Source organism: Zoogloea dura (genome assembly GCF_012927165.1).
GTDB classification, from domain to species: Bacteria; Pseudomonadota; Gammaproteobacteria; order Burkholderiales; family Rhodocyclaceae; genus Zoogloea; species Zoogloea dura.
Window position 1 is genome coordinate 286,464 of the sequence record NZ_JABBGA010000004.1, and the last position, 19,679, is coordinate 306,142.

23 protein-coding genes are annotated in these 19,679 nt (G+C 65.0%); 17 read left to right on the top strand and 6 right to left on the bottom strand.

The window, feature by feature from the left end:
• Positions 1 to 27: 27 nt before the first annotated feature.
• The 6 genes from HHL15_RS07515 (at position 28) to HHL15_RS26895 (ending at position 4,981) form a co-directional block, all read left to right on the top strand.
• A complete protein-coding gene (locus HHL15_RS07515) occupies positions 28 to 549 on the top strand; it encodes a YqgE/AlgH family protein (RefSeq protein ID WP_206198671.1) in 522 nt (173 codons plus the stop codon).
• Positions 550 to 978 carry a Holliday junction resolvase RuvX gene (gene ruvX / locus HHL15_RS07520; RefSeq protein ID WP_328825003.1) on the top strand — a complete coding sequence of 143 codons (429 nt, stop codon included), beginning with the start codon at positions 550 to 552 and terminating at the stop codon, positions 976 to 978.
• Entirely contained in the window at positions 965 to 1,465 is a 501-nt protein-coding gene (gene pyrR / locus HHL15_RS07525; RefSeq protein WP_169145210.1) for a bifunctional pyr operon transcriptional regulator/uracil phosphoribosyltransferase PyrR, read from the top strand. Before ruvX ends, pyrR begins: the two co-directional genes overlap by 14 nt.
• The gene (locus tag HHL15_RS07530) at positions 1,458 to 2,417 is read left to right on the top strand and encodes an aspartate carbamoyltransferase catalytic subunit (RefSeq protein WP_169145211.1); all 960 of its coding nucleotides are present in this window, start codon (positions 1,458 to 1,460) and stop codon (positions 2,415 to 2,417) included. The genes pyrR and HHL15_RS07530 overlap by 8 nt, the downstream gene beginning before the upstream one ends.
• 20 nt (positions 2,418 to 2,437) lie before the next feature.
• Positions 2,438 to 3,721 (top strand): dihydroorotase, encoded by a 1,284-nt coding sequence (locus HHL15_RS07535; protein WP_169145212.1) that lies wholly within the window; start codon positions 2,438 to 2,440, stop codon positions 3,719 to 3,721.
• Positions 3,722 to 3,946: 225 nt separating this feature from the next.
• Positions 3,947 to 4,981 carry a GGDEF domain-containing protein gene (locus tag HHL15_RS26895; protein ID WP_169145213.1) on the top strand — a complete coding sequence of 345 codons (1,035 nt, stop codon included), beginning with the start codon at positions 3,947 to 3,949 and terminating at the stop codon, positions 4,979 to 4,981.
• Between the two features lie 89 nt (positions 4,982 to 5,070).
• Here HHL15_RS26895 and HHL15_RS07545 read toward each other — a convergent pair whose 3' ends face one another.
• Positions 5,071 to 6,591, bottom strand: coding sequence for a TRAP transporter large permease (locus HHL15_RS07545; protein WP_169145214.1), 1,521 nt, complete (start codon positions 6,589 to 6,591; stop codon positions 5,071 to 5,073).
• A complete protein-coding gene (locus HHL15_RS07550) occupies positions 6,592 to 7,182 on the bottom strand; it encodes a TRAP transporter small permease subunit (protein ID WP_169145215.1) in 591 nt (196 codons plus the stop codon).
• 210 nt (positions 7,183 to 7,392) lie between these two features.
• On the opposite strand from HHL15_RS07550, the gene HHL15_RS07555 reads away from it, so the two are divergent.
• The 5 genes from HHL15_RS07555 to ribD all read left to right on the top strand — a co-directional run bounded on the left by HHL15_RS07555 (position 7,393) and on the right by ribD (position 13,118).
• Positions 7,393 to 8,040 carry a histidine phosphatase family protein gene (locus HHL15_RS07555; RefSeq protein ID WP_169145216.1) on the top strand — a complete coding sequence of 216 codons (648 nt, stop codon included), beginning with the start codon at positions 7,393 to 7,395 and terminating at the stop codon, positions 8,038 to 8,040.
• An 81-nt stretch (positions 8,041 to 8,121) separates the two neighbouring features.
• On the top strand, positions 8,122 to 10,161 hold the full coding sequence (locus tag HHL15_RS07560) for a methyl-accepting chemotaxis protein (RefSeq protein ID WP_169145217.1): 2,040 nt from the start codon (positions 8,122 to 8,124) through the stop codon (positions 10,159 to 10,161).
• Between the two features lie 100 nt (positions 10,162 to 10,261).
• Positions 10,262 to 11,512, top strand: a complete 1,251-nt coding sequence (glyA, locus tag HHL15_RS07565) for a serine hydroxymethyltransferase (protein ID WP_169145218.1) — start codon at positions 10,262 to 10,264, stop codon at positions 11,510 to 11,512.
• Positions 11,513 to 11,544: 32 nt separating this feature from the next.
• Complete coding sequence (nrdR, locus tag HHL15_RS07570) at positions 11,545 to 12,024, top strand: transcriptional regulator NrdR (protein ID WP_169145219.1); 480 nt, start codon at positions 11,545 to 11,547, stop codon at positions 12,022 to 12,024.
• Between the two features lie 5 nt (positions 12,025 to 12,029).
• A complete protein-coding gene (ribD, locus tag HHL15_RS07575; protein WP_169145220.1) occupies positions 12,030 to 13,118 on the top strand; it encodes a bifunctional diaminohydroxyphosphoribosylaminopyrimidine deaminase/5-amino-6-(5-phosphoribosylamino)uracil reductase RibD in 1,089 nt (362 codons plus the stop codon).
• Between the two features lie 30 nt (positions 13,119 to 13,148).
• On the opposite strand, the gene HHL15_RS07580 is transcribed toward ribD, so the two are convergent.
• From HHL15_RS07580 to HHL15_RS07590, 3 genes are all read right to left on the bottom strand, one after another.
• The gene (locus HHL15_RS07580) at positions 13,149 to 13,898 is read right to left on the bottom strand and encodes a HesA/MoeB/ThiF family protein (RefSeq protein ID WP_169145221.1); all 750 of its coding nucleotides are present in this window, start codon (positions 13,896 to 13,898) and stop codon (positions 13,149 to 13,151) included.
• Positions 13,899 to 13,970: 72 nt separating this feature from the next.
• Positions 13,971 to 14,423 (bottom strand): hypothetical protein, encoded by a 453-nt coding sequence (locus HHL15_RS07585; RefSeq protein WP_169145222.1) that lies wholly within the window; start codon positions 14,421 to 14,423, stop codon positions 13,971 to 13,973.
• A gap of 21 nt (positions 14,424 to 14,444) precedes the next feature.
• Positions 14,445 to 15,866: a S41 family peptidase gene (locus tag HHL15_RS07590; RefSeq protein ID WP_169145223.1), complete on the bottom strand. Its 1,422-nt coding sequence runs from the start codon at positions 15,864 to 15,866 to the stop codon at positions 14,445 to 14,447.
• A 321-nt stretch (positions 15,867 to 16,187) separates the two neighbouring features.
• On the opposite strand from HHL15_RS07590, the gene HHL15_RS07595 reads away from it, so the two are divergent.
• Genes HHL15_RS07595 through HHL15_RS07620 form a run of 6 tightly spaced genes read left to right on the top strand, consistent with a single transcriptional unit; the run spans position 16,188 to position 19,156 of the window.
• Entirely contained in the window at positions 16,188 to 16,502 is a 315-nt protein-coding gene (locus HHL15_RS07595; protein ID WP_169145224.1) for an ArsR/SmtB family transcription factor, read from the top strand.
• A gap of 24 nt (positions 16,503 to 16,526) precedes the next feature.
• Positions 16,527 to 16,940 carry a rhodanese-like domain-containing protein gene (locus HHL15_RS07600; RefSeq protein WP_169145225.1) on the top strand — a complete coding sequence of 138 codons (414 nt, stop codon included), beginning with the start codon at positions 16,527 to 16,529 and terminating at the stop codon, positions 16,938 to 16,940.
• Positions 16,941 to 16,945: 5 nt separating this feature from the next.
• Complete coding sequence (gene grxC, locus HHL15_RS07605) at positions 16,946 to 17,215, top strand: glutaredoxin 3 (protein ID WP_206198650.1); 270 nt, start codon at positions 16,946 to 16,948, stop codon at positions 17,213 to 17,215.
• 35 nt (positions 17,216 to 17,250) lie between these two features.
• Positions 17,251 to 17,718 (top strand): protein-export chaperone SecB, encoded by a 468-nt coding sequence (gene secB / locus HHL15_RS07610; protein WP_169145226.1) that lies wholly within the window; start codon positions 17,251 to 17,253, stop codon positions 17,716 to 17,718.
• Positions 17,718 to 18,170 (top strand): SH3 domain-containing protein, encoded by a 453-nt coding sequence (locus HHL15_RS07615; protein ID WP_206198651.1) that lies wholly within the window; start codon positions 17,718 to 17,720, stop codon positions 18,168 to 18,170. Before secB ends, HHL15_RS07615 begins: the two co-directional genes overlap by 1 nt.
• Positions 18,167 to 19,156, top strand: coding sequence for an NAD(P)H-dependent glycerol-3-phosphate dehydrogenase (locus tag HHL15_RS07620; protein WP_169145288.1), 990 nt, complete (start codon positions 18,167 to 18,169; stop codon positions 19,154 to 19,156). The genes HHL15_RS07615 and HHL15_RS07620 overlap by 4 nt, the downstream gene beginning before the upstream one ends.
• Before the next feature lie 27 nt (positions 19,157 to 19,183).
• Here HHL15_RS07620 and HHL15_RS07625 read toward each other — a convergent pair whose 3' ends face one another.
• Positions 19,184 to 19,648, bottom strand: coding sequence for a tRNA (cytidine(34)-2'-O)-methyltransferase (locus HHL15_RS07625; RefSeq protein WP_169145227.1), 465 nt, complete (start codon positions 19,646 to 19,648; stop codon positions 19,184 to 19,186).
• Between the last annotated feature and the right edge of the window lie 31 nt (positions 19,649 to 19,679).

Here is a 19,679-nt window from a genome sequence, read left to right on the forward strand (position 1 = left end):
AATCTGACCGACCACTTTCTGATTGCCATGCCTGCCATGGCCGATCCGAATTTTTCGCGCACCCTTACCTACATCGCCGAGCACAACGAGAACGGCGCCATGGGGGTCATCGTGAACCGTCCCACCGACATGCGGCTGGCGACGCTGTTCGAGCGCATCGACATCCCCTTCGAGCAACCAGACTTTGCCGATCTGCCGGTGTATTTCGGCGGCCCGGTGCAGTCCGACCGGGGCTTCGTGCTGCACCGCCCGGCGGGCAAGTGGCATTCCACCCTGACGGTCAGCGATGACATCGGCCTGACCAGCTCGCGCGACGTGCTGCAGTCCCTCGCCGCCGACGGGAAACCCGCCGAGGTCCTGGTGGCCCTCGGCTACGCCGGCTGGTCGTCCGGCCAGCTCGAGCACGAACTGGCCCAGAACGCCTGGCTCACCGTGCCCGCCGACCTGACCATCGTCTTCGACCTTCCCCCCGAGGAACGCCTCGCCGCGGCCATGCAGCTCCTCGGCGTGGATTTCGCCAAGCTTTCGGACGTCGCCGGACACGCCTGAGTGGGAACCGTCATTGGCTTCGACTTCGGCCTGGCGCGCATCGGCGTGGCCGTGGGTGAAACGGAAACCGGCCATGCCCACCCCCTGGCGGTGATCTCCGACGAGGCCAATGCGGCCCGCTTCGCGGCCATCGAAAAGCTGCTGGCCGAATGGAGACCCGCCTCCCTGGTGGTCGGGCTGCCGGTTCACCTCGACGGCACCGAACACGCCATGACGGTCCGCTGCCGGCGCTTCGCCAACCAGCTCCACGGCCGCTACGGCCTGCCGGTGGCCCTGGTGGACGAGCGCCTGTCCTCCGCCGAGGCCGAGGAGCGCCTCGCCGAGGCCGGGCACCACGGCTGGCGCAAGCAAAAGCCCCGGCTGGATTCCGCGGCCGCCCAGATCATCCTGCTCCAGTACTTTGAAAGTGCCCGACATGCAGCTTCCTGAAGCCGATCAGCTCATCGCCGCGCTGGCCGAGTCCATGCGCCCCCGCGTCACCCCCGACACCTGCCTGGTGGGCATCCACACAGGCGGCGTGTGGCTGGCCGAGCGCCTTCACGCCCTGCTCGGTCTGTCCCAGCCGCTGGGCAGCATCGACGTGAGCTTCTACCGCGACGACTACTCGGCCAAAGGCCTGCATCCCCAGCCCCGGGGCTCGCGCATCCCCTTCGACGTCGAAAGCAGCCACATCGTTATCGTCGACGACGTGCTCTACACCGGCCGCACCACCCGCGCCGCCCTCAACGAACTGTTCGACTACGGCCGTCCCGCCCGGGTGGACCTGGCGGTGCTAGTCGACCGCGGCGGTCGCGAGCTGCCCATCGCGGCGAGCTTCTGTGCCCTGACCCTGCCGGCTCCCCTGCCCGCCGGGCAAAACCTCCAACTTGAGCGCGACGACTCCGGCGCCCTCACCCTGAGGCTGATCCATGCGTAATCCCCAACTCAACAAGCACGGCGAACTGCAGCACCTGCTGACCCTCGACGGCCTGCCCCGCGCCATCATCACCCAGATCCTCGACACCGCCGCGCCCTTCACCGAAGTGGCCGAGCGGGAGGTCAAGAAGCTGCCCCTGCTGCGCGGCAAGAGCGTCTTCAACCTGTTCTTCGAGAACAGCACGCGCACCCGCACCACCTTCGAGATCGCCGCCAAGCGCCTGTCCGCCGACGTGATCAACCTCAACGTGGCCACCTCGTCCACCAAGAAGGGCGAGACCCTGCTCGACACGGTGGACAACCTGTGCGCCATGCACGCCGACATGTTCGTGGTGCGCCACGAGTCCAGCGGCGCGCCCTACCTGATCGCCCAACACCTGGAGAACACCGGGCGCGACCACATCCACGTGGTCAACGCCGGCGACGGGCGGCATGCCCACCCCACCCAGGGCCTGCTGGATATGTACACCATCCGGCACTACAAGAAGGAATTCCACAACCTCACCGTGGCCATCGTCGGTGACGTGCTGCACTCCCGGGTCGCCCGCTCGCAGATCGCCGCGCTGACCACCCTCGGCGTGCCCGAAGTCCGCGTCATCGGCCCCAAGACCCTGCTCCCCACCGATGTCGAGAAGATGGGCGTGCGCGTCTTCCACAGCATGGAAGAAGGCCTCAGGGGGGTGGACGTGGTGATGATGCTGCGCCTGCAGAACGAACGCATGAACGGCGCCCTGCTGCCCAGCCCACAGGAGTTCTTCAAGGTCTGGGGCCTCACCGCCGAGAAGCTGGCCCTGGCCAAGCCCGATGCCATCGTGATGCACCCCGGCCCCATGAACCGCGGCGTCGAGATCGACTCCGCGGTGGCCGATGGCGGGCAGGCCGTGATCCTGCCCCAGGTCACCTTCGGCATCGCGGTACGCATGGCCGTGATGAGCATGTTGGGCAGCCACTGAGCAGAGACAGGTTCCAGAGAATGAACATCCATATCCAGAACGGCCGGCTGATCGACCCGGCCAACAAGATCGACGCCCGGCATGACCTGTTCATCGTCGACGGCAAGATCGCCGGAGTGGGCGCCGCCCCTGCCGGCTTCAGCGCCCAGCACAGCATCGACGCCAGCGGCCTGGTGGTGGCCCCCGGGCTGATCGACCTGGCCGCCCGCCTGCGCGAGCCCGGCTTCGAATACAAGGCCACCCTCGAGTCCGAGATGGATGCGGCGATGGCCGGCGGCGTCACCAGCCTGGCCATCCCGCCCGACACCGATCCGGTGCTGGACGAGCCCGGCCTGGTGGAAATGCTCTGCTACCGGGCCAAGAAGCTCAACCGCGCCCACGTTTACCCGGTGGGTGCCCTGACCATCGGCCTCAAGGGCGAGCAGCTTTCCGAGATGGCGGAGCTGGTCGAGGCCGGCTGCGTGGCCTTCAGCCAGGCCAACACCCCCATTCTCGACACCCGCGTCCTGGGCCGCGCCATGCAGTACGCCGCGACCTTCGGCTTCCGGGTCTGGCTGCAGCCCCTCGACATCTTCCTGGCCAAGGGCGGTGTCGCCCACGACGGCGAGGTGGCCTCCCGCCTGGGCCTGCCCGGCATCCCGGCCAGCTCCGAGATCATTGCGCTGTACACCTATCTGCGCCTGGCCCGCCAGACCGGCGCCCGCCTGCACATCACCCGCCTGTCCTGTGCCGAGAGCCTGGACCTGATCGAGCGGGCACGCACCGAAGGCGTGGATGTGACCTGTGACGTGGCCGCCCATTACCTGCACCTCAGCGACATGGACATCGGCTATTTCAATCCGCATTGCCATGTGATCCCGCCCTACCGCAGCCAGCGCGACCGCCAGGCCCTGGCCCAAGCCGTGGCGGATGGCCGCATCAACGCCATCTGCTCCGACCACACCCCGGTGGACGACGACGCCAAGCAGGCCCCCTTCAGTGAGTCCGAGCCGGGCAACACCGGGCTCGAGCTGCTGCTGCCCCTGACGCTCAAGTGGGCTGCCGAGTACAAGCTGCCGCTGATCGATGCGCTGGCCCGCATCACCTCCGAGGCAGCGAAGATCGCCGGGATTGCCAAGGGGGGCCACCTCAGTGTCGGCGCCCGCGCAGACGTGTGCATCTTCAACCCCGATGCCCACCAGCTGATCAGCCGGAGCATGCTCAGGAGCCAGGGCAAGAACACCCCCTTCCTGGGCCTGGAACTGCCTGGCAAGGTCCACTACACCTTGGTCGAGGGCTCGGTGATGTACGACACCTCAAATTAACAAATATTTTAATTTCGACAATTTATAAAAACAAAATCGGCGCCGTAGGCGCCTTTTTTGTTTTTGTGAAGTTAAATTTGTCACAGATTGTGAATGAAACACTCAACTACATAAATAAAGAGCCCCTCCCGCCGTAACGGACATACAGCCCGGAGTGGGCCCATACGAAAACCATAAACCACCCGTTACCGGATCCCGCGTGCGCGTCTTCCGGGGAGAGAGATTGTGATCAGCGCGTCTGTCGAGAAAGCCGCGGAACGCCTCCGCAAGGCCGTTCCCATCATGGTGAAACATGGCATTCCGGTGACACCAGTCAATTACGCACTCTGGTACACCTACGTCTCCAACGACGACCCCACCCTCAACCGCCGCATCGACGACATCGTCGCCACCTACGGCACGGTGCCCTTCAGCCGGGCCGCAGACCTCTTTCGCGAGCATGTCTCGCCGGACGGCGAGCACGACGCCGCCCTCACCCGGGTCAAGGAAGATCTCGAAAAGATGGTCCAGGGCATCGGCCAGGAACTCAACGCGAGCCTCAGCGGTACCCGTGACTTCAACAGTCTGCTGGACGAATGCAGCCGGGACCTGCGCAGCCCGCCCGGCACCGGCAACAGCTTCGAGGACGTTTTCGGGACGGTGGAGAAGCTCCTGCAAGGCTCCACCGCCATGCACGAAAGCAGCGCCCGCTTCGAGCAGAAACTGAAATCCGCCAACGCCGAAATCCGCCGCCTGCGCGACGAAATGGAAGCCCTCCGCCACAACGTCATGCATGACGAACTGACAGGGGTCAACAATCGCCGGGCCTTCGACACCGAACTGGCCCAGCTCACCCCACAAGCTGCACGTGGCGTGCCCCTGCATCTGGCCATGCTGGATATCGACCACTTCAAGCAATTCAACGACCGCTTTGGCCACCAGGTGGGCGACCGCGTGCTGGGTGTGGTCGGCAAGCAACTCAACGACACCGGCAGGCTGGGGGTCTCGGCCTACCGCTATGGAGGCGAAGAGTTCGCCCTGGTCTTCTGTGGCGGCACAGCCCATCAGGCAGTCGATCTGTGCGAGAACCTCCGCGTGTCCATCGAGCGCCTGGCACTCAAGGACAATCGCAGCGGTGAACGCCTCGCCCAGATCAGCATTTCGATCGGCATGGCCAGCTATAGGGCCGGTGAGAGCACCGAAGAATTCATCGCCCGTGCCGACCACTCGCTGTACAAGGCCAAGCAGAGCGGACGCAACCGCCTGTGCCGGGAAGAATGAACCCACAGCATGCCAACGGCACGCATCCATGAAAAAGCCCGCCGGACTCCGGCGGGCTTTTTGACTTCAGGGCAGGGACTCGGGCCAGCTTACTTTTTGTCGCCCTGTAGCGCCTTCTCGAGCGCCTTTGCGGCATCGTCTTCGGGCGCGGCCGGTGCTTCAGCCCCCGGCGCAGGCCGCTCACCTTCCTTCTCCTCCGCATCGAACTGCACAGGCGCATCCTCCTGAGGCGGCTCGTCCGGCACGGTGATCTCGACCTGGTCCGTATCCACCACCTGCTGGGTATCCAGGCTCATGGTCACCAGTTGCGGAAAGGCGATCAGGATACCCACCATGATGATCTGGATCACGACGAAGGGCACTGCCCCCCAGTAGATCTGGGTGGTCTTGACCGAAGCCGGGGCCACCGAGCGCAGGTAGAACAAGGCAAAGCCGAAGGGCGGATGCATGAACGAGGTCTGCATGTTCACACCCAGCAGCACACCGAACCAGATCAGGTCGATCCCCAGCTTCTCGGCCACCGGCGCCAGCAGTGGCACCACGATGAAGGACAGCTCGAAGAAGTCCAGGAAGAAGGCCAGCAGGAAGATCAGGATGTTCACCACGACCAGGAAGCCCACCTGGCCGCCAGGCAGATCCGCCAGCAGGTGCTCCACCCACAGGTGGCCCTCCACACCATAGAAGGTCAGCGAAAAGACCCGGGCACCGATCAGGATGAAGATCACGAAGGTGGTCAGCTTGGCGGTGCTCTCCATGGCTTGCTTGAGCAATGTGACTGTGATGCGCTTGCGCAGCAGCGCCATCACCAAAGCGCCAAACGCCCCCATCGCACCACCCTCCGTCGGCGTCGCGATACCCAGGAAGATGGTACCCAGAACAAGGAAGATCAGCATCAGCGGCGGAACCAGGGTGGTCAGCACCCGCAGCATCAGCTTGCCACCGCGCAGCACGCGTGCTTCCGGCGGAAGGGCTGGCGCGGCCGACGGCTTGAGGATGGCAACCAGCGCCACATAGGCCACATAAAAAGCCGTCAGGACCAGGCCGGGGATCAGCGCCCCCTGGTACATGTCGCCCACCGAACGGCCGAGCTGGTCGGCCATGATGATCAGCACCAGCGAAGGCGGGATGATCTGGGCCAGCGTGCCGGATGCCGCGATGACCCCGGTGGCGAGACGCTGATCGTAGCCGTAGCGCATCATGATCGGCAGGGAGATCAGGCCCATGGAGATCACCGACGCGGCCACCACACCCGTGGTGGCCGCCAGGATCGCTCCGACGAAGATCACGGCAAAGGCCAGGCCGCCGCGCACCGGCCCGAACAATTGGCCAATGGTATCGAGCAGATCCTCTGCCATCCCCGATCGTTCAAGGATTAGCCCCATGAAGGTGAAGAAGGGAATGGCCAGCAGGGTGTCGTTCGACATGACCCCGAAGATACGGTCAGGCAAGGCCTGGAACAGGGCCGGGGTGAGCATGCCGAGTTCGATCCCGATCAGACCGAAAACGATGCCGTTGGCCGCCAGCGCAAACGCCACCGGATAGCCAAACAACATGAACAGGACCAGCGACCCGAACATCAGGGGCGCCATGTTGGCGGCGATGAATTCCATTTAGACGTTCTCCCCGCGCTGCTGCTTGATGGCCTTCGCGAGTTCTTCCTCGGCGGAGGGGGTATGTTTCTTGGCGTTGGGATCCTCGATCAGGCCATTCAGGAAAGCTATCCGCTTGATGAACTCGGACACCGCCTGGAGGATCAGCAGCCCGAAGCCCAGCGGCACGAGGGCGCGTACCGGCCAGATGATCAGGCCGCCAGCGTTGGAGGAATACTCGTTGTTGAGGTAGGAGTTGATGAAGATCGGCCAGGACAGATAGAGCACGGCGACCGCCATCGGAGCCAGGAAGAACAAGGTGCCGATGATGTCGATCCAGGCATGGGCACGGGGTGAGAGATGGCCGGAAATGACGTCGATACGGACGTGCTCATTGCGCATCAGGGTATAGCCGGCACACAAGAGGAAAATCGCCGAAAACAGATACCACTGGATCTCCAGCAGGCCGTTCGAGCTGTAATTGAAGGCATAACGCACGAAGGCATTGACCGCACTGATGAGGGTGACGACCAGAACCAGCCAGACCGCCGCCTTTCCGACGCGCTCAGTCAGGGCATCAATTCCTCGAGATAGTTTGAGCAGGGCTTGCACGTCCCACACCTCCTTGTAGTTTTAGACCCATATCTTGGTGTTGCATCACAGGGCTGGACGCGCCTGCACCTTGAGGCCGGATTATCGGCGAGATTGCCGCTCCAACAATCAGGGATTACGCCTACCGTTACGTAAGGACTGCCATACCCTGTCGGCACGGCCTCTGCATGCGATACTTCAGGCCCCTAGCGCCCCTCAATTCATAGTCGCATGAGCACCCGTATCTGCCTTGTCCGCCATGGTGAAACAGCCTGGAATGCCGAACGCCGCCTCCAGGGCCATATCGACATTCCCCTCAATGAAAAGGGCCATGCCCAGGCCCGCGCCACCGCGGCCGGCCTTGCCGGTGAACGCTTCTCCGCGGCGTATTGCTCGGATCTGCAACGGGCCCGCCAGACTGCCGACAGCATCGTTACCCGTTGCGGGCTGGCGCCCGAATTCGACGCGCAATTGCGGGAGCGTCACTACGGCGCGTTCCAGTCCCTGACCTACGACGAAGCCCGGGCCCGTTTCCCGGAGGCCTACAGGCACTTCGAAAGCCGCGACCCTGCCTTTGTGTTTCCGGATGGAGGAGAGAGCCTGCGGGAATTCGCGGCACGCATTCACGACGTCCTCCACCGCATCGCCCGAGCCCACCAGGGCGGGCAGGTACTGGTGGTGACCCACGGTGGCGTCCTCGACATTGCGCACCGCCTGGCCACCGGCAAGCCCCTGGACGCACCGCGGGATTTCACGATCCCGAACGCTGCGCTCAACTGGATCGAATGGCACGGAGACTCCGCAACTGATTGGTCGCTCATCGCCTGGGCCCGCCAGGATCACCTCACTGACAGCCTCGACGAGCTCCCCGACGCCTGAGAACTGCTCATTCTGGGTTCAAGATTTCCTGCCATTTGTCGTATGCACTCTCTGCCCCCCATTCCGGTCAGAGAGTGCACCATGTTCAAGCTCAATCGCCTGTCCCTAGTCCGTCAGATCACCATCGCCGGCACGCTCGTGAGCCTGGCCGTCTTTGCGGTCCTGATCGGCTTCACCTCCCACTACACGCAAACGGCCGCCCTGGCCAAGACGGACGAGGAACTCTCGCATCAGATCGAGAGCATCGTCCGCATGCTCGAACTCAGCCACGACAGCGCCGTCGCCCATGCCAGCAAGGGTCTCGATCGGGTCCGGGACAGCCTCGGCCCCCTGCGCATCGGCCCTGAGACTCAGACCCAGGGCAGCTATCAGCTTCCCGTCGTGCGCAGCGGTGACAAGGTGGTGAATGGCAACATCGCCCTGCTCGAGAGCCTGCGCAAGCAGACCGACTCTGATCCCGCCCTGCTGCTGCGCTCAGGCGACGAGTTCGTGCGCTCGGCCACCCTCCTCAAGACCAAGGACGGCAAAAGCACCGAAGGCACCCCCATTCCCTCGGGCAGCCCGGAGCACAAGGCCCTCCTGGCCGGAAAGACCTACGCCGGCGTCGTCAAGCGCTCGGGCAAGTACTACGTCTCTGCCATCGAGCCCATCAAGGACGGCGACGGCAAGGTGGTGGGCGCCCTCGCCTCCCGGGTCAGCATCCAGCAGGACATGGATCGACTGATGCAGGCCGTTGCGTCCATCAAGTCGGGACAAAGTGGCTATGCCTACATCCTGACCAGCGAGAGCGACCCCACCAAGTCTGAATTCATCTTCCATCCGACACTGACCGGCAAGACCATTGGTGAGCTCGCCCAGCCCACCCTCATCAAGATTGCCGAAGAGCAGATCAGCAAGAAGCAGGGGCACCTGACCTACGCCTGGCCCCACACGCCCGGCGGTTCCGATCTGGGCGACAAGATCGTCGTATACCGCTCATCCCCGTCCTGGGGCTGGGTGGTATCCACCGGTAGCTTCGTCGACGAATTCACCGTCGAGGCGCGCAAGCTCCGCAACACCCTGATCGCCCTGTGCCTCGGCGGCGCCCTCATCCTGGCGGGCACCCTTTACGCCATCACGCGCAACCGGCTGGCACCGATCAAGGACATGCTCGAGGCCAGCCGACGCATCGGCGAGGGCGATCTGACCGTGCGCTTTGCCCAGACTCCGGCCAACAGCGCAAATGAACTGGACCGGATCGCCCATGCCCTGGGTGGAACCGTCAGCAAGATGGGCCAGCTGATTGGCGATGTCATCCAGACCAGCAACACGGTCAAGGACGCAGCCCGTGAGGTCCGCAGGGGATCCGACCAGGTAGTGAGCGGCACCACCGCCCAGAGCGAGGCCGCCGCCGCGCTGGCTGCCGCCATCGAGGAACTGTCGGTCAGCATCACCCAGGTCTCCGACAGCGCCGCCATCGCCCGCGACTTCACCCAGCAGGCACAAGGCCACGCCGATGACGGCAGCAACAAGGTGCGCGTCGTGATCAGCGGCATGGATCGCATCGCCAGCGAGATAGGCAAGGCCGGTGAAGCCGTCAATCTGCTATCCGAACGCTCCGCCCGCATCTCCAACATCGGCAAGATCATCAACGAGATCGCCGACCAGACCAACCTGCTGGCCCTCAACGCGGCAATCGAGGCCGCCCGGGCCGGCGAAAGCGGCCGGGGCTTCGCCGTGGTAGCCGACGAAGTGCGCAAGCTGGCCGAGCGCACCGCCAGCTCGACCCGCGAGATTTCGACCACGGTGACCGAGGTGCAGGGCGAGGCCCAGCGCGTCGTCACGATGATCGCCGGAGTGGCCCGCGAGGTGCAGGGCGGGGTCCAGTCCGCCACCGCCTCCGGAGAAGTCCTGGAGACCATCCGCAATGAGAGCGGGCGCACAACCGGCGCCGTGCTGGACATTGCCAGCGCCACCCACGAACAGAGCGCCGCCAGTCAGGAAGTGGCGCGGGGGGTGGAGCGGATCGCCCGGATGGCCGAGCAGAACAACCAGATCACCCTTCACACCCATGAACAGACCGCCACGCTCGAGCGTCTGGCCAGTGACCTGGAGGCCAAGGTCAGCCATTTCCGCGTCTGACTCCCACACCCCGCTACCCAGGCGGGGCATCCGGGGCTTTCGGCAAGCCCCGGATGCCGTGCTAAACTCCGCTTTTGACTCACGCACCCGCCGGATAGCCATGTTTTCCAAGCAAAATACCCTCGCCAAGGTCGATCCTGAACTGTGGCAAGCCATTGAGGCCGAAAACCGCCGTCAGGAAGATCACATCGAACTGATCGCCTCCGAAAACTACGTGAGCGCCGCCGTCATGGAAGCCCAGGGCTCCCAGCTCACCAACAAGTACGCGGAAGGCTATCCGGGCAAGCGCTATTACGGCGGCTGTGAATTCGTCGATCTGGCCGAGCAGCTCGCCATCGACCGCCTCAAGACCCTGTTTGGCGCTGAGGCTGCCAACGTCCAGCCCAATTCCGGCTCCCAGGCCAACCAGGCCGTGCTGATGGCCTTCGCCAAGCCAGGCGACACCATCATGGGCATGAGCCTGGCCGAGGGTGGTCACCTGACCCACGGCATGCCGCTGAACATGTCCGGCAAGTGGTTCAACGTCGTCGCCTACGGCCTCGACAAGAACGAAGAGATCGATTACGACAAGATGGAAGCGCTGGCCCGCGAGCACAAGCCGCGCATCATCATCGCCGGCGCCTCCGCTTACTCCCTGCGCATCGACTTCGAGCGCTTCGCAAAGATCGCCAAGGAAATCGGCGCCATCTTCTGGGTGGACATGGCCCACTACGCAGGCCTCATCGCCGCAGGCTACTACCCCAACCCGGTGCCTCACGCCGACGTGGTCACCTCGACCACCCACAAGACCCTGCGCGGCCCGCGCGGCGGCATCATCCTGATGAAGGCCGAGCACGAGAAGGCGCTCAACTCCGCCATCTTCCCGGGCCTGCAGGGCGGCCCGCTGATGCACGTGATCGCCGGCAAGGCCGTCGCCTTCAAGGAGGCGGCGACCCCCGAGTTCAAGCACTACCAGGAACAGGTGCTCGCCAATGCCCGCGTGATGGCCCGGGTGCTGGGTGAAGAACGCGGCCTGCGCATCATCTCCGGCCGTACCGAGAGCCACGTCTTCCTGCTCGACCTGCAGTCCAAGAACATCACCGGCAAGGAAGCCGAAGCCGCCCTCGGCCGCGCCCACATCACGGTCAACAAGAACTCCATCCCCAACGATCCGCAGAAGCCCTTCGTCACCTCCGGCATCCGCATCGGCTCGCCGGCCATGACCACCCGGGGCTTCACCGAGATCGAGGCCGAGCGCGTTGCCCATCTGATCGCCGACGTGCTCGACAATCCCAACGACGAATCCACCCTCGAGAACGTGCGCACCAAGGTTGCCGAGCTGTGCCGCAAGTTCCCGGTGTACGGCGCCTGAGCCGTATCAGCAGCAGGCAGGGACGCTAGCGCATGCACTGCCCTTTCTGCGGCGCCGAAAATACGCAGGTCACCGACACCCGTGAAAACGAAGACGGTGACATCGTACGGCGCCGCCGTCGCTGCCTGTCCTGCGACAAGCGTTTCACCACCTATGAACGCATCGATCTCAAGATGCCCCAGGTGGTCAAGAAGAACGGCAGCCGGGCTGATTTCAGCCGCGACAAGCTGCTGGGCAGCCTGAAGCTGGCCCTGCGCAAACGCCCGGTCACCGCCGAGAACGTAGACGCCGCTGTAGACCGCATCGAAGCCAAGCTCCTTGCCTCCGGCGAACGCGAGATCGCCTCCGAACGCATCGGCGAACTGGTCATGCGTGAGCTCAAGAAGCTCGACAAGGTCGCCTACATCCGCTTTGCCTCCGTCTATCGTGCCTTCGAGGACGTGGATGAATTCTCCGAAGTGATCCGCGAAGTCACCACCCGTCCCCGCGGACGTCCCCCAAAAGCGACCTGATTCCCATGAGCGCCACCGCCGACGATTTCCGGTGGATGGCCCGCGCCCTCGAACTGGCAGCGCGCGGACTGTTCACGACCACCCCAAACCCACGTGTCGGCTGCGTGATCGTCCGGGATGGCCAGATGGTCGGAGAGGGCTGGCACGTCCGTGCCGGCGAGGCCCACGCCGAAGTCCACGCCCTGGCCATGGCTGGGGAATCCGCCCGCGGCGCAACGGCCTACGTAACCCTCGAGCCCTGCTCCCACCACGGACGGACACCGCCCTGCGCCGATGCGCTGATCAAGGCGGGCGTGCAGCGCGTGGTGGTGGCCATGAGCGACCCCAACCCGCTGGTGTCCGGGCGTGGCCTGCAGCGCCTGCGGGATGCCGGCATCGACACGCTGGCCGGCATCCAGGAAGGCGAAGCCCGCGAGCTGAACATCGGCTTCATCTCGCGCATGACCCGCGGCCGCCCCTGGCTGCGCCTCAAGGCCGCCGCCACGCTCGACGGCAAGACCGCGCTGGAGAATGGCGTCTCTCAATGGATCACCGGCGAAGACGCACGGCGTGACGCGCATCGCTGGCGCGCCCGCTCCTGCGCCGTCCTCACCGGCATCGGAACGGTCCGCGACGACGATCCCCAGCTCAACGTACGCGCGGTTGCCACCGAACGTCAGCCCCTGCGGGTGGTCGTCGATGCGCGCCTCGACACGCCGCTCAATGCCCGCCTGCTCGATGGCGGCCCGGTGCTGATCGCCGCCGCCGTAGACAATCCGGAACGCATCGCCGCCCTGCAGCGCCGGGGGGCCGACGTGGTCGTGCTACCGAACGATGGCGGCAAGGTGGATCTGAATGCCCTGATGCTCGAACTCGGGCGCCGGGGGCTGAATGAAGTCACCGCCGAAAGCGGGTTCAAGCTCAACGGCTCGCTGCTGCGGGAAGGCTGCGTCGACGAGATCGTGCTCTACCTGGCGCCATTCCTGGTCGGCGACGCCGCACGCGGCCTGTTCAACCTGCCGGCCCTGAACGCCCTCGCCGACAAACGCCCGCTGAACATCCGGGATGTGCGCTTGGTCGGCCAGGACCTGCGCATCCTGGCCCGCCCAGCCTGAGAGTGCGCCAGGCCGGGCCGGGGCCCCGCATCAGCGGGTCGCACATACCGGACAGGACGGGTCGCGGCCCAGACGGATCGTCCGCCAGTCCATGGCCAGCGTATCCAGCAGCAGCAAACGCCCCACCAGCGGCTCGCCGCAACCTGCCAGCAGCTTGAGCGCCTCGGCGGCCTGGACTGCGCCGACGATGCCTGTAAGCGGCGCGAAGACCCCCATCACCGCACAGCGGATCTCCTCGACATCCTCCCCCTCCGGAAAGAGGCAGTGATAGCAGGGGCTATCGGCCTGCCGCAGGTCGAATACAGAGACCTGCCCGTCAAAACGGATCGCCGCGCCGGACACCAACGGCCGACCTCTGGCCACACAGGCCCGGTTGATGGCATGGCGGGTGACGAAATTGTCCGAGCAATCCAGCACCACGTCGGCCAGACCGACCTCCTCCTCGAGCGCATCGCCCTCCAGGCGATGGGCCAGCGGCACGACCTTCACTTCCGGATTCAGGCGGGCCAGCGTATCGCTGCCCGACTCGACCTTGAGCCGCCCTACGCCCTCCTGGCTGTGCAGGATCTGGCGCTGCAGATTGGTCAGATCCACCGTATCGCCGTCTGCCAGGACGAGGGTACCGACCCCCGCGGCCGCCAGGTACATCGCCGCCGGAGAGCCCAGCCCTCCGGCCCCGACGACCAGGACACGGGCATTCACGATGGCATCCTGGCCCTCGATACCGATCTGGGGAAGCAGGATATGGCGCGAATAGCGCAGCAGCTGATCGTCATTCATGGGTGATGGACAAAGACAGGGGCGCAAACCTGCACCCAGGGGAAAGAAACAACAGGATGAGCCGTGACCGGCCTACTTGTACTCTCGGAGATCCGGCGGCGTGTCGTCGTGATCCCCGTGAGGATGGGCCGAGTAGGCATGGACATAGACTTCGTGGGACTGCTTGATCAGGCGTTCCGGAGAGCGCAGGTTGTGCACCTGGGTGTCCTCCACGTAATAGATCAGGGCCCGGTGCAAGCGGATCAGCAAGGTCCGCTCCAGTTGGAAACCCGCCGTGACCAGCGCCTCCTCCAGCAGCTCAAGGGTGAAGTCGAGTACGTTGTAGTGGACGATCAGGCTCAGGGCATCGCGTCCCGCCTCAACCTGCACCCCGCGCAACGCGGCAAGCGAACGTCCGGCCTGCACGACCTGGTCGGCCGGCCATTGCTTGAAACGGATCTCCCGGGTCTTCAGCACGCCGGCGCCAGCGTGCTGCGGGTTGCCATGCCTGCGGCCAGCCAGCTTGTAAGCAGTCTCTCGTCGCATTCAGGGCCCCCGCCGTCCGGATCACTTGCCGCTATTCTGGAGGATCTGCAGCCCCTTGAGCAAATTCACCGCTTGGGCCAGTTGATAGTCGTCCTTGCCGGCAATCTCGAAGGGCGGCCTGGATTCGTCCGCCTCGTCCTTCTTGTCCTTGTCCTTGTCCTTGCCCTTGGGGGCCGCATCCTTCCTGGGCGCAGCTGGGGCAGCTTCGCTGCGCGGCACTTCCGGATCCTTGCCGTTGCTCAGGTGGCGCTCGAGATCCGCCTCGCGCAGGCGCTCGCGGGATGCCCCGTTAGGGGTCTCCTCGACAAGGATGTCCGGGACGATGCCCTTGGCCTGGATGGACCGGCCGTTGGGTGTGAAATAACGGGCGGTGGTGAGCTTGATGGCCGAGTTGCTGTTGAGCGGGATGATGGTCTGCACCGAACCCTTGCCGAAGCTCTGGGTGCCCATCACTACGGCGCGCTTGTGATCCTGCAGGGCCCCGGCCACGATCTCTGACGCCGACGCCGAACCGCCATTGACGAGTACCACCATTGGCACGGTCTTGATGGAGGCCGGGACATTACGCATGTAATCGTCGCGCACGCCGCGCAGGTAGTCCTCCGGCACCGCCAGATACTTACGCTTGGCGTCCTCGGTGCGGCCATCAGTGGACACCACCAGGGCCTTGGGCGGCAGGAATGCCGCCGACACGCCCACTGCGCCGTGCAGGAGGCCACCCGGGTCATTACGCAGGTCGAGCACCAGCCCCTTCAGCTCACCCTGCCTGGCAAGCTTCTCCAGGTGCTGCACGAGCGAGGCCGCCGTCTGCTCCTGGAACTGCACGACCCGCACATACGCGTAGCCGGGTTCGACCATCTTCGACTTGACGCTCTGGACCTTGATGACTTCCCGCACCAGCGTGACGACGATGGGCTTGGCCTCCCCCTTCCGTGCGATGGTCAGCACGATGGAGGTCTTGGGCTTGCCGCGCATCTTCTTGACCGCGTCGTTGAGGGACAGCCCCTTCACCGAGGTATCGTCGAGCTTGATGATCAGGTCACCGGCCTTGATGCCGGCCCGGAAGGCGGGAGTGTCCTCGATCGGAGAGATCACCTTGACGTAGCCGTCCTCGGAGCCCACCTCGATGCCCAGGCCACCGAATTCGCCCTGGGTGCCGACCTGCAGCTCCTTGAAGGCCTCCGCATCCAGGTAGGCCGAATGGGGATCGAGGTTGGACAACATGCCGCTGATCGCGTGGGTGATCAGCTTCTTGTCTTCCACCGGCTCCACGTAGCCCTGCTTGATGGCATTGAAGACATCGGCGAGATTGCGCAACTCCTCAACCGGCAGCGGTGCGAGCGCGGAATTCTTGTCCGCGTTGGCCGAAAAATTAAGGCTGATCAGGACACCCGCACAAAGCCCGGTGAAGACCAGGCCGGCCTGTTGCAGTTTGCTGCGCATAAAGTCTCCGTCGTGATGCCGGAGGGCTGGCTCCGGTCACCTTCTCGCGCCCGCCATGGGCTTTTCAGAAAGGGAGAGAAGTATAAACCGGAAAGGTTCCGCACTCCCCCGCCAGCCCCAACCCCACCCGTCGGCGCAGACAGACCCGCGCCCGCGACCCGGCCGGCGGAGGCAGCTGCGCACCCGCAGCGCGAAAAGTGGTATTTTACGCGGTCTGCCGATGCCATCATCGGCTGGACCAGCCACGCATAAAACCCTGGTCAGTTCGTTTCGACAAGGCCCGACCCAGACTTTTCGCCCCCCAGCTCTCCCGCGCCATTCGTGAAGACCGACATCGTAGACCTCATCGCCAAGCAGGAGCACATCGAGACCGCCGCGCGGGCCCTCAAGGCCATCTCGCACCCCTTGCGCCTCAAGATCCTGTGCGTGGTGGGGAGCGAGGAAGTCTGCGTGCAGGACATCGTCGAAGCCGTCGGCACATCTCAAAGCAACATCTCGCAGCACCTGGCCATCCTGCGCGACAAGGAAGTCCTGCTCACCCGCAAGGATGCCAACCGGGTGTATTACCGGGTCGGCGACCCCCGCACACTGCAGTTGATCGGCATGATGCGCGAAGTGTTCTGCCGGGACGACTGACCCTTCAAGCTCCGGAGTCTTTCAGTGGAATTCATCCAGCAACACTGGTATTGGGCTGCGCTCGCAGCCGTCAGCGGCACGCTGCTCATCGTCACCTCGGTGCGCGGCAGCCGGGGAATCAGCCCGGCCCGGGCCACCCAGCTCATCAACCGTGACGACGCCGTCGTCATCGACGTACGGGATGCCGGCGAATATGCCGCGGGCCACCTCCTGAACGCCCAGCACATCCCCCTCGGCGAGCTCGAGAAGCGCCTTGGCGAACTCGACAAGCTGAAGGACAAGCCTGTTATCCTCAATTGCCAGAGCGGCAATCGTTCAGCCTCCGCCTGCGACATCCTGCGCAAGGCCGGCTTCACGCAGGTGCACAACCTCGAAGGTGGCATCGCTGCCTGGGAGCAGGCCGGCATGCCGGTCAGTCGCAACAAGAAAAAGAAGTGAGCATCATGGAACCCAAGATCCTCATGTACGCCACGGCCGTCTGCCCCTACTGCGTGCGGGCCGAGGGCCTTCTGCGCCGCAAGGGCGTGACCGACATCGAAAAGGTCCGCATCGACACCGACCCCGAACGCCGGGACGAGATGATGACCCGCACCGGCCGCCGGACCGTGCCGCAAATCTACATCGGCGACTATCACGTGGGCGGCTGTGACGAACTGTTCGCCCTCGACCACGCTGGAAAGCTCGATCCGCTGCTTCGCGGCGAAGCGGTCTGATCAGTTATCCCCCTTTCATCCACGGAAAAACCACCATGTCCGAAACCGCACAACAACCCGTCTTCTCCATCGAAAAGCTCTACGTCAAGGATCTGTCCGTGGAGGTGCCGAACGCCCCCAAGATCTTCCTGGAGCGTGAAACCCCCCAGATCAACGTGCAACTGCGCACCGAAGGCAACCCGGTCGATGAAGGCGTGTTCGAAGTGAACCTGACCGTCACCGTCACCGCCCAGCTGCCCGAAGACAAGACCGTGTTCCTGGTTGAAGTGGCCCAGGCCGGCATCTTCCAGATCCGCAACGTGCCGCAGGAAGACCTGGAGCCGATCATGATGATCGGCTGCGCCAACATCCTCTTCCCCTACGCCCGCGAAGCCGTCTCCGACGCCGTGGCCCGCGCCGGCTTCCAGCCCGTGATCCTCGCTCCGGTCAACTTCGAGGCGCTGTACCAGCAGAACCGCCAGCAGGCCGCCGAACAGGCCGGCGCAGAAGCGACCATCCAGTAATGACCCTGCGCCGCTCCCTTGTCGCGGCGCTGTGGACCCTGCCGTTCGCCTTCGCGGCGGCAGGCGCAGGCGCTTCGGACTTCCGCTCCCTCGCCGAACCGGCGATCCTGTACGACGCGCCGTCCAAGCAGGGCAAGCCGCTCTTCGTGATCCAGCGCCACACCCCGGTCGAGACCGTGGTGAACATCGACCGCTGGGTCAAGGTCCGCGAGCCGGCCGGAAGCCTGCTCTGGCTGGAACGCCGCCAGCTCTCCGAAAAGCGCACCCTGATCGTCACTGCCCCTCGGGCCGAGATCCGCCAGAAACCCGACGCCGCATCGCCGCTGGCCTTTGAAGCCATCAAGGACGTGGTGCTCGAGCTCGCCGACAAGCCGGCGGATGGCTGGGTCAAGGTCAAGCACCGGGATGGCACCGCCGGATTCATTCGCATCAATCAGGTCTGGGGGCTCTGAACGCCATGCGTATTGCCGTTTTCGGCGCAGGTGCCTGGGGCACGGCGCTGGCCATCGCCTTCAGCCGCAACCACGCCATCACCCTGTGGAGCCGCGAAGCCTCCGAGATCGAGGCCCTGCGCAAGGACGGAGAGAACCACCGCTACCTGCCGGGCATCCGCCTTCCGGAGGGCATGCACTTCACCCACGACCTGGCCGAAGCCGCCCAGGCCGACCTGCACCTGGTCGTCACCCCGCTGGCGGGCCTGCGCGACACCGCGCGCGCGCTGCGCCTGGCCGCCCCGGACACCCCGCTGCTGTGGGCCTGCAAGGGCCTGGAGGCCGGAACCACCAAGCTGCCGCACCAGATCGTCGCCGAAGAACTGGGGCCAGACGCGCCCTGCGGCGTCCTCAGCGGCCCCAGCTTTGCCGCCGAGGTGGCCCAGGGCCTGCCGGCCGCCATCACCCTGGCGGCGGGCAACATCGACTTCGCCAGCCACTGGGTGCAGGCACTCCATAACAACCGCCTGCGCCTCTACGCCAACGATGACCTGGTCGGCGCCGAAGTGGGCGGTGCCGTCAAGAACGTCATGGCGATCGCCGCCGGCGTGGCCGACGGCATGGGCTTCGGCCTCAACGCACGGGCCGCCCTGATCACCCGCGGGCTCGCCGAGATCACCCGCCTGGGCATCGCGCTTGGTGCCCGCCGGGACACCTTCATGGGACTTGCCGGCCTCGGCGACCTGGTGCTCACCTGCACCGGCGACCTGTCCCGCAATCGCCGGGTCGGCCTGATGCTGGCCGAAGGAAAGACCCTGCCCGACATCCTTCAGGCCCTCGGGCACGTGGCCGAAGGCGTCAGCACCGCCCGTGAGGTGGCTGCCCTGTCAACACGCCTGGGGGTGGACATGCCCATCACGCTGGCCGTTGCTGGCGTGCTTGCCGGCACCCTGTCGGCGCGGGATGCCGTGGAACAACTGCTGGCGCGGGACCCGAAACAGGAATAAGCCCCCGGCCTGCTTGCGCTTGTCGAGTCAGGCGCCACCGGCAAAGCCATGCTGACGCCAGGCTTCGTAGACCACCACGGCGGCGGCATTGGAGAGATTCAGACTGCGGTTGCCCGGCTGCATCGGGATACGCAGGCGGCGATCACTTCCGAACTCCTGGTGCAGCGCTTCGGGCAAGCCACAGGACTCGGACCCGAAGACGAACACGTCGCCCGCCTCAAACGCCACCTCCGCGTAGCTCCGCCCGCCATGGGAGGTCAGCGCGAACATGCGGCGGCCTGCCAGGGCCTCGCGGCATGTGGCCCAGTCCGCGTGCACGGTCACCACCGCCATGTCCCGGTAATCCAGGCCGGCCCGGATGAGCTGCTTTTCCTCGAGAGTGAAGCCCAGTGGCTGGACGAGATGCAGGCGCGCCCCGGAATTGGCGCACATGCGCATGATGTTGCCGGTATTGGGAGGGATCTCCGGCTGATGCAGGACAACATGGAACATGGGCGCGGATTGTGCCCGGCTGCCAGCCTTC

What these genes read in the sequence shown, in the direction of transcription:
- HHL15_RS07515 (WP_206198671.1), top strand. Translation starts at nt 28, where the DNA reads ATGCCTGCCATGGCCGATCCGAATTTTTCGCGCACCCTTACCTACATC.
- pyrR (WP_169145210.1), top strand. Translation starts at nt 965, where the DNA reads ATGCAGCTTCCTGAAGCCGATCAGCTCATCGCCGCGCTGGCCGAGTCC.
- HHL15_RS07530 (WP_169145211.1), top strand. Translation starts at nt 1,458, where the DNA reads ATGCGTAATCCCCAACTCAACAAGCACGGCGAACTGCAGCACCTGCTG.
- HHL15_RS07535 (WP_169145212.1), top strand. Translation starts at nt 2,438, where the DNA reads ATGAACATCCATATCCAGAACGGCCGGCTGATCGACCCGGCCAACAAG.
- HHL15_RS07545 (WP_169145214.1), bottom strand. Translation starts at nt 6,591, where the DNA reads ATGGAATTCATCGCCGCCAACATGGCGCCCCTGATGTTCGGGTCGCTG.
- HHL15_RS07555 (WP_169145216.1), top strand. Translation starts at nt 7,393, where the DNA reads ATGAGCACCCGTATCTGCCTTGTCCGCCATGGTGAAACAGCCTGGAAT.
- HHL15_RS07560 (WP_169145217.1), top strand. Translation starts at nt 8,122, where the DNA reads ATGTTCAAGCTCAATCGCCTGTCCCTAGTCCGTCAGATCACCATCGCC.
- glyA (WP_169145218.1), top strand. Translation starts at nt 10,262, where the DNA reads ATGTTTTCCAAGCAAAATACCCTCGCCAAGGTCGATCCTGAACTGTGG.
- nrdR (WP_169145219.1), top strand. Translation starts at nt 11,545, where the DNA reads ATGCACTGCCCTTTCTGCGGCGCCGAAAATACGCAGGTCACCGACACC.
- ribD (WP_169145220.1), top strand. Translation starts at nt 12,030, where the DNA reads ATGAGCGCCACCGCCGACGATTTCCGGTGGATGGCCCGCGCCCTCGAA.
- HHL15_RS07580 (WP_169145221.1), bottom strand. Translation starts at nt 13,898, where the DNA reads ATGAATGACGATCAGCTGCTGCGCTATTCGCGCCATATCCTGCTTCCC.
- HHL15_RS07585 (WP_169145222.1), bottom strand. Translation starts at nt 14,423, where the DNA reads ATGCGACGAGAGACTGCTTACAAGCTGGCTGGCCGCAGGCATGGCAAC.
- HHL15_RS07590 (WP_169145223.1), bottom strand. Translation starts at nt 15,866, where the DNA reads ATGCGCAGCAAACTGCAACAGGCCGGCCTGGTCTTCACCGGGCTTTGT.
- grxC (WP_206198650.1), top strand. Translation starts at nt 16,946, where the DNA reads ATGGAACCCAAGATCCTCATGTACGCCACGGCCGTCTGCCCCTACTGC.
- secB (WP_169145226.1), top strand. Translation starts at nt 17,251, where the DNA reads ATGTCCGAAACCGCACAACAACCCGTCTTCTCCATCGAAAAGCTCTAC.
- HHL15_RS07615 (WP_206198651.1), top strand. Translation starts at nt 17,718, where the DNA reads ATGACCCTGCGCCGCTCCCTTGTCGCGGCGCTGTGGACCCTGCCGTTC.
- HHL15_RS07625 (WP_169145227.1), bottom strand. Translation starts at nt 19,648, where the DNA reads ATGTTCCATGTTGTCCTGCATCAGCCGGAGATCCCTCCCAATACCGGC.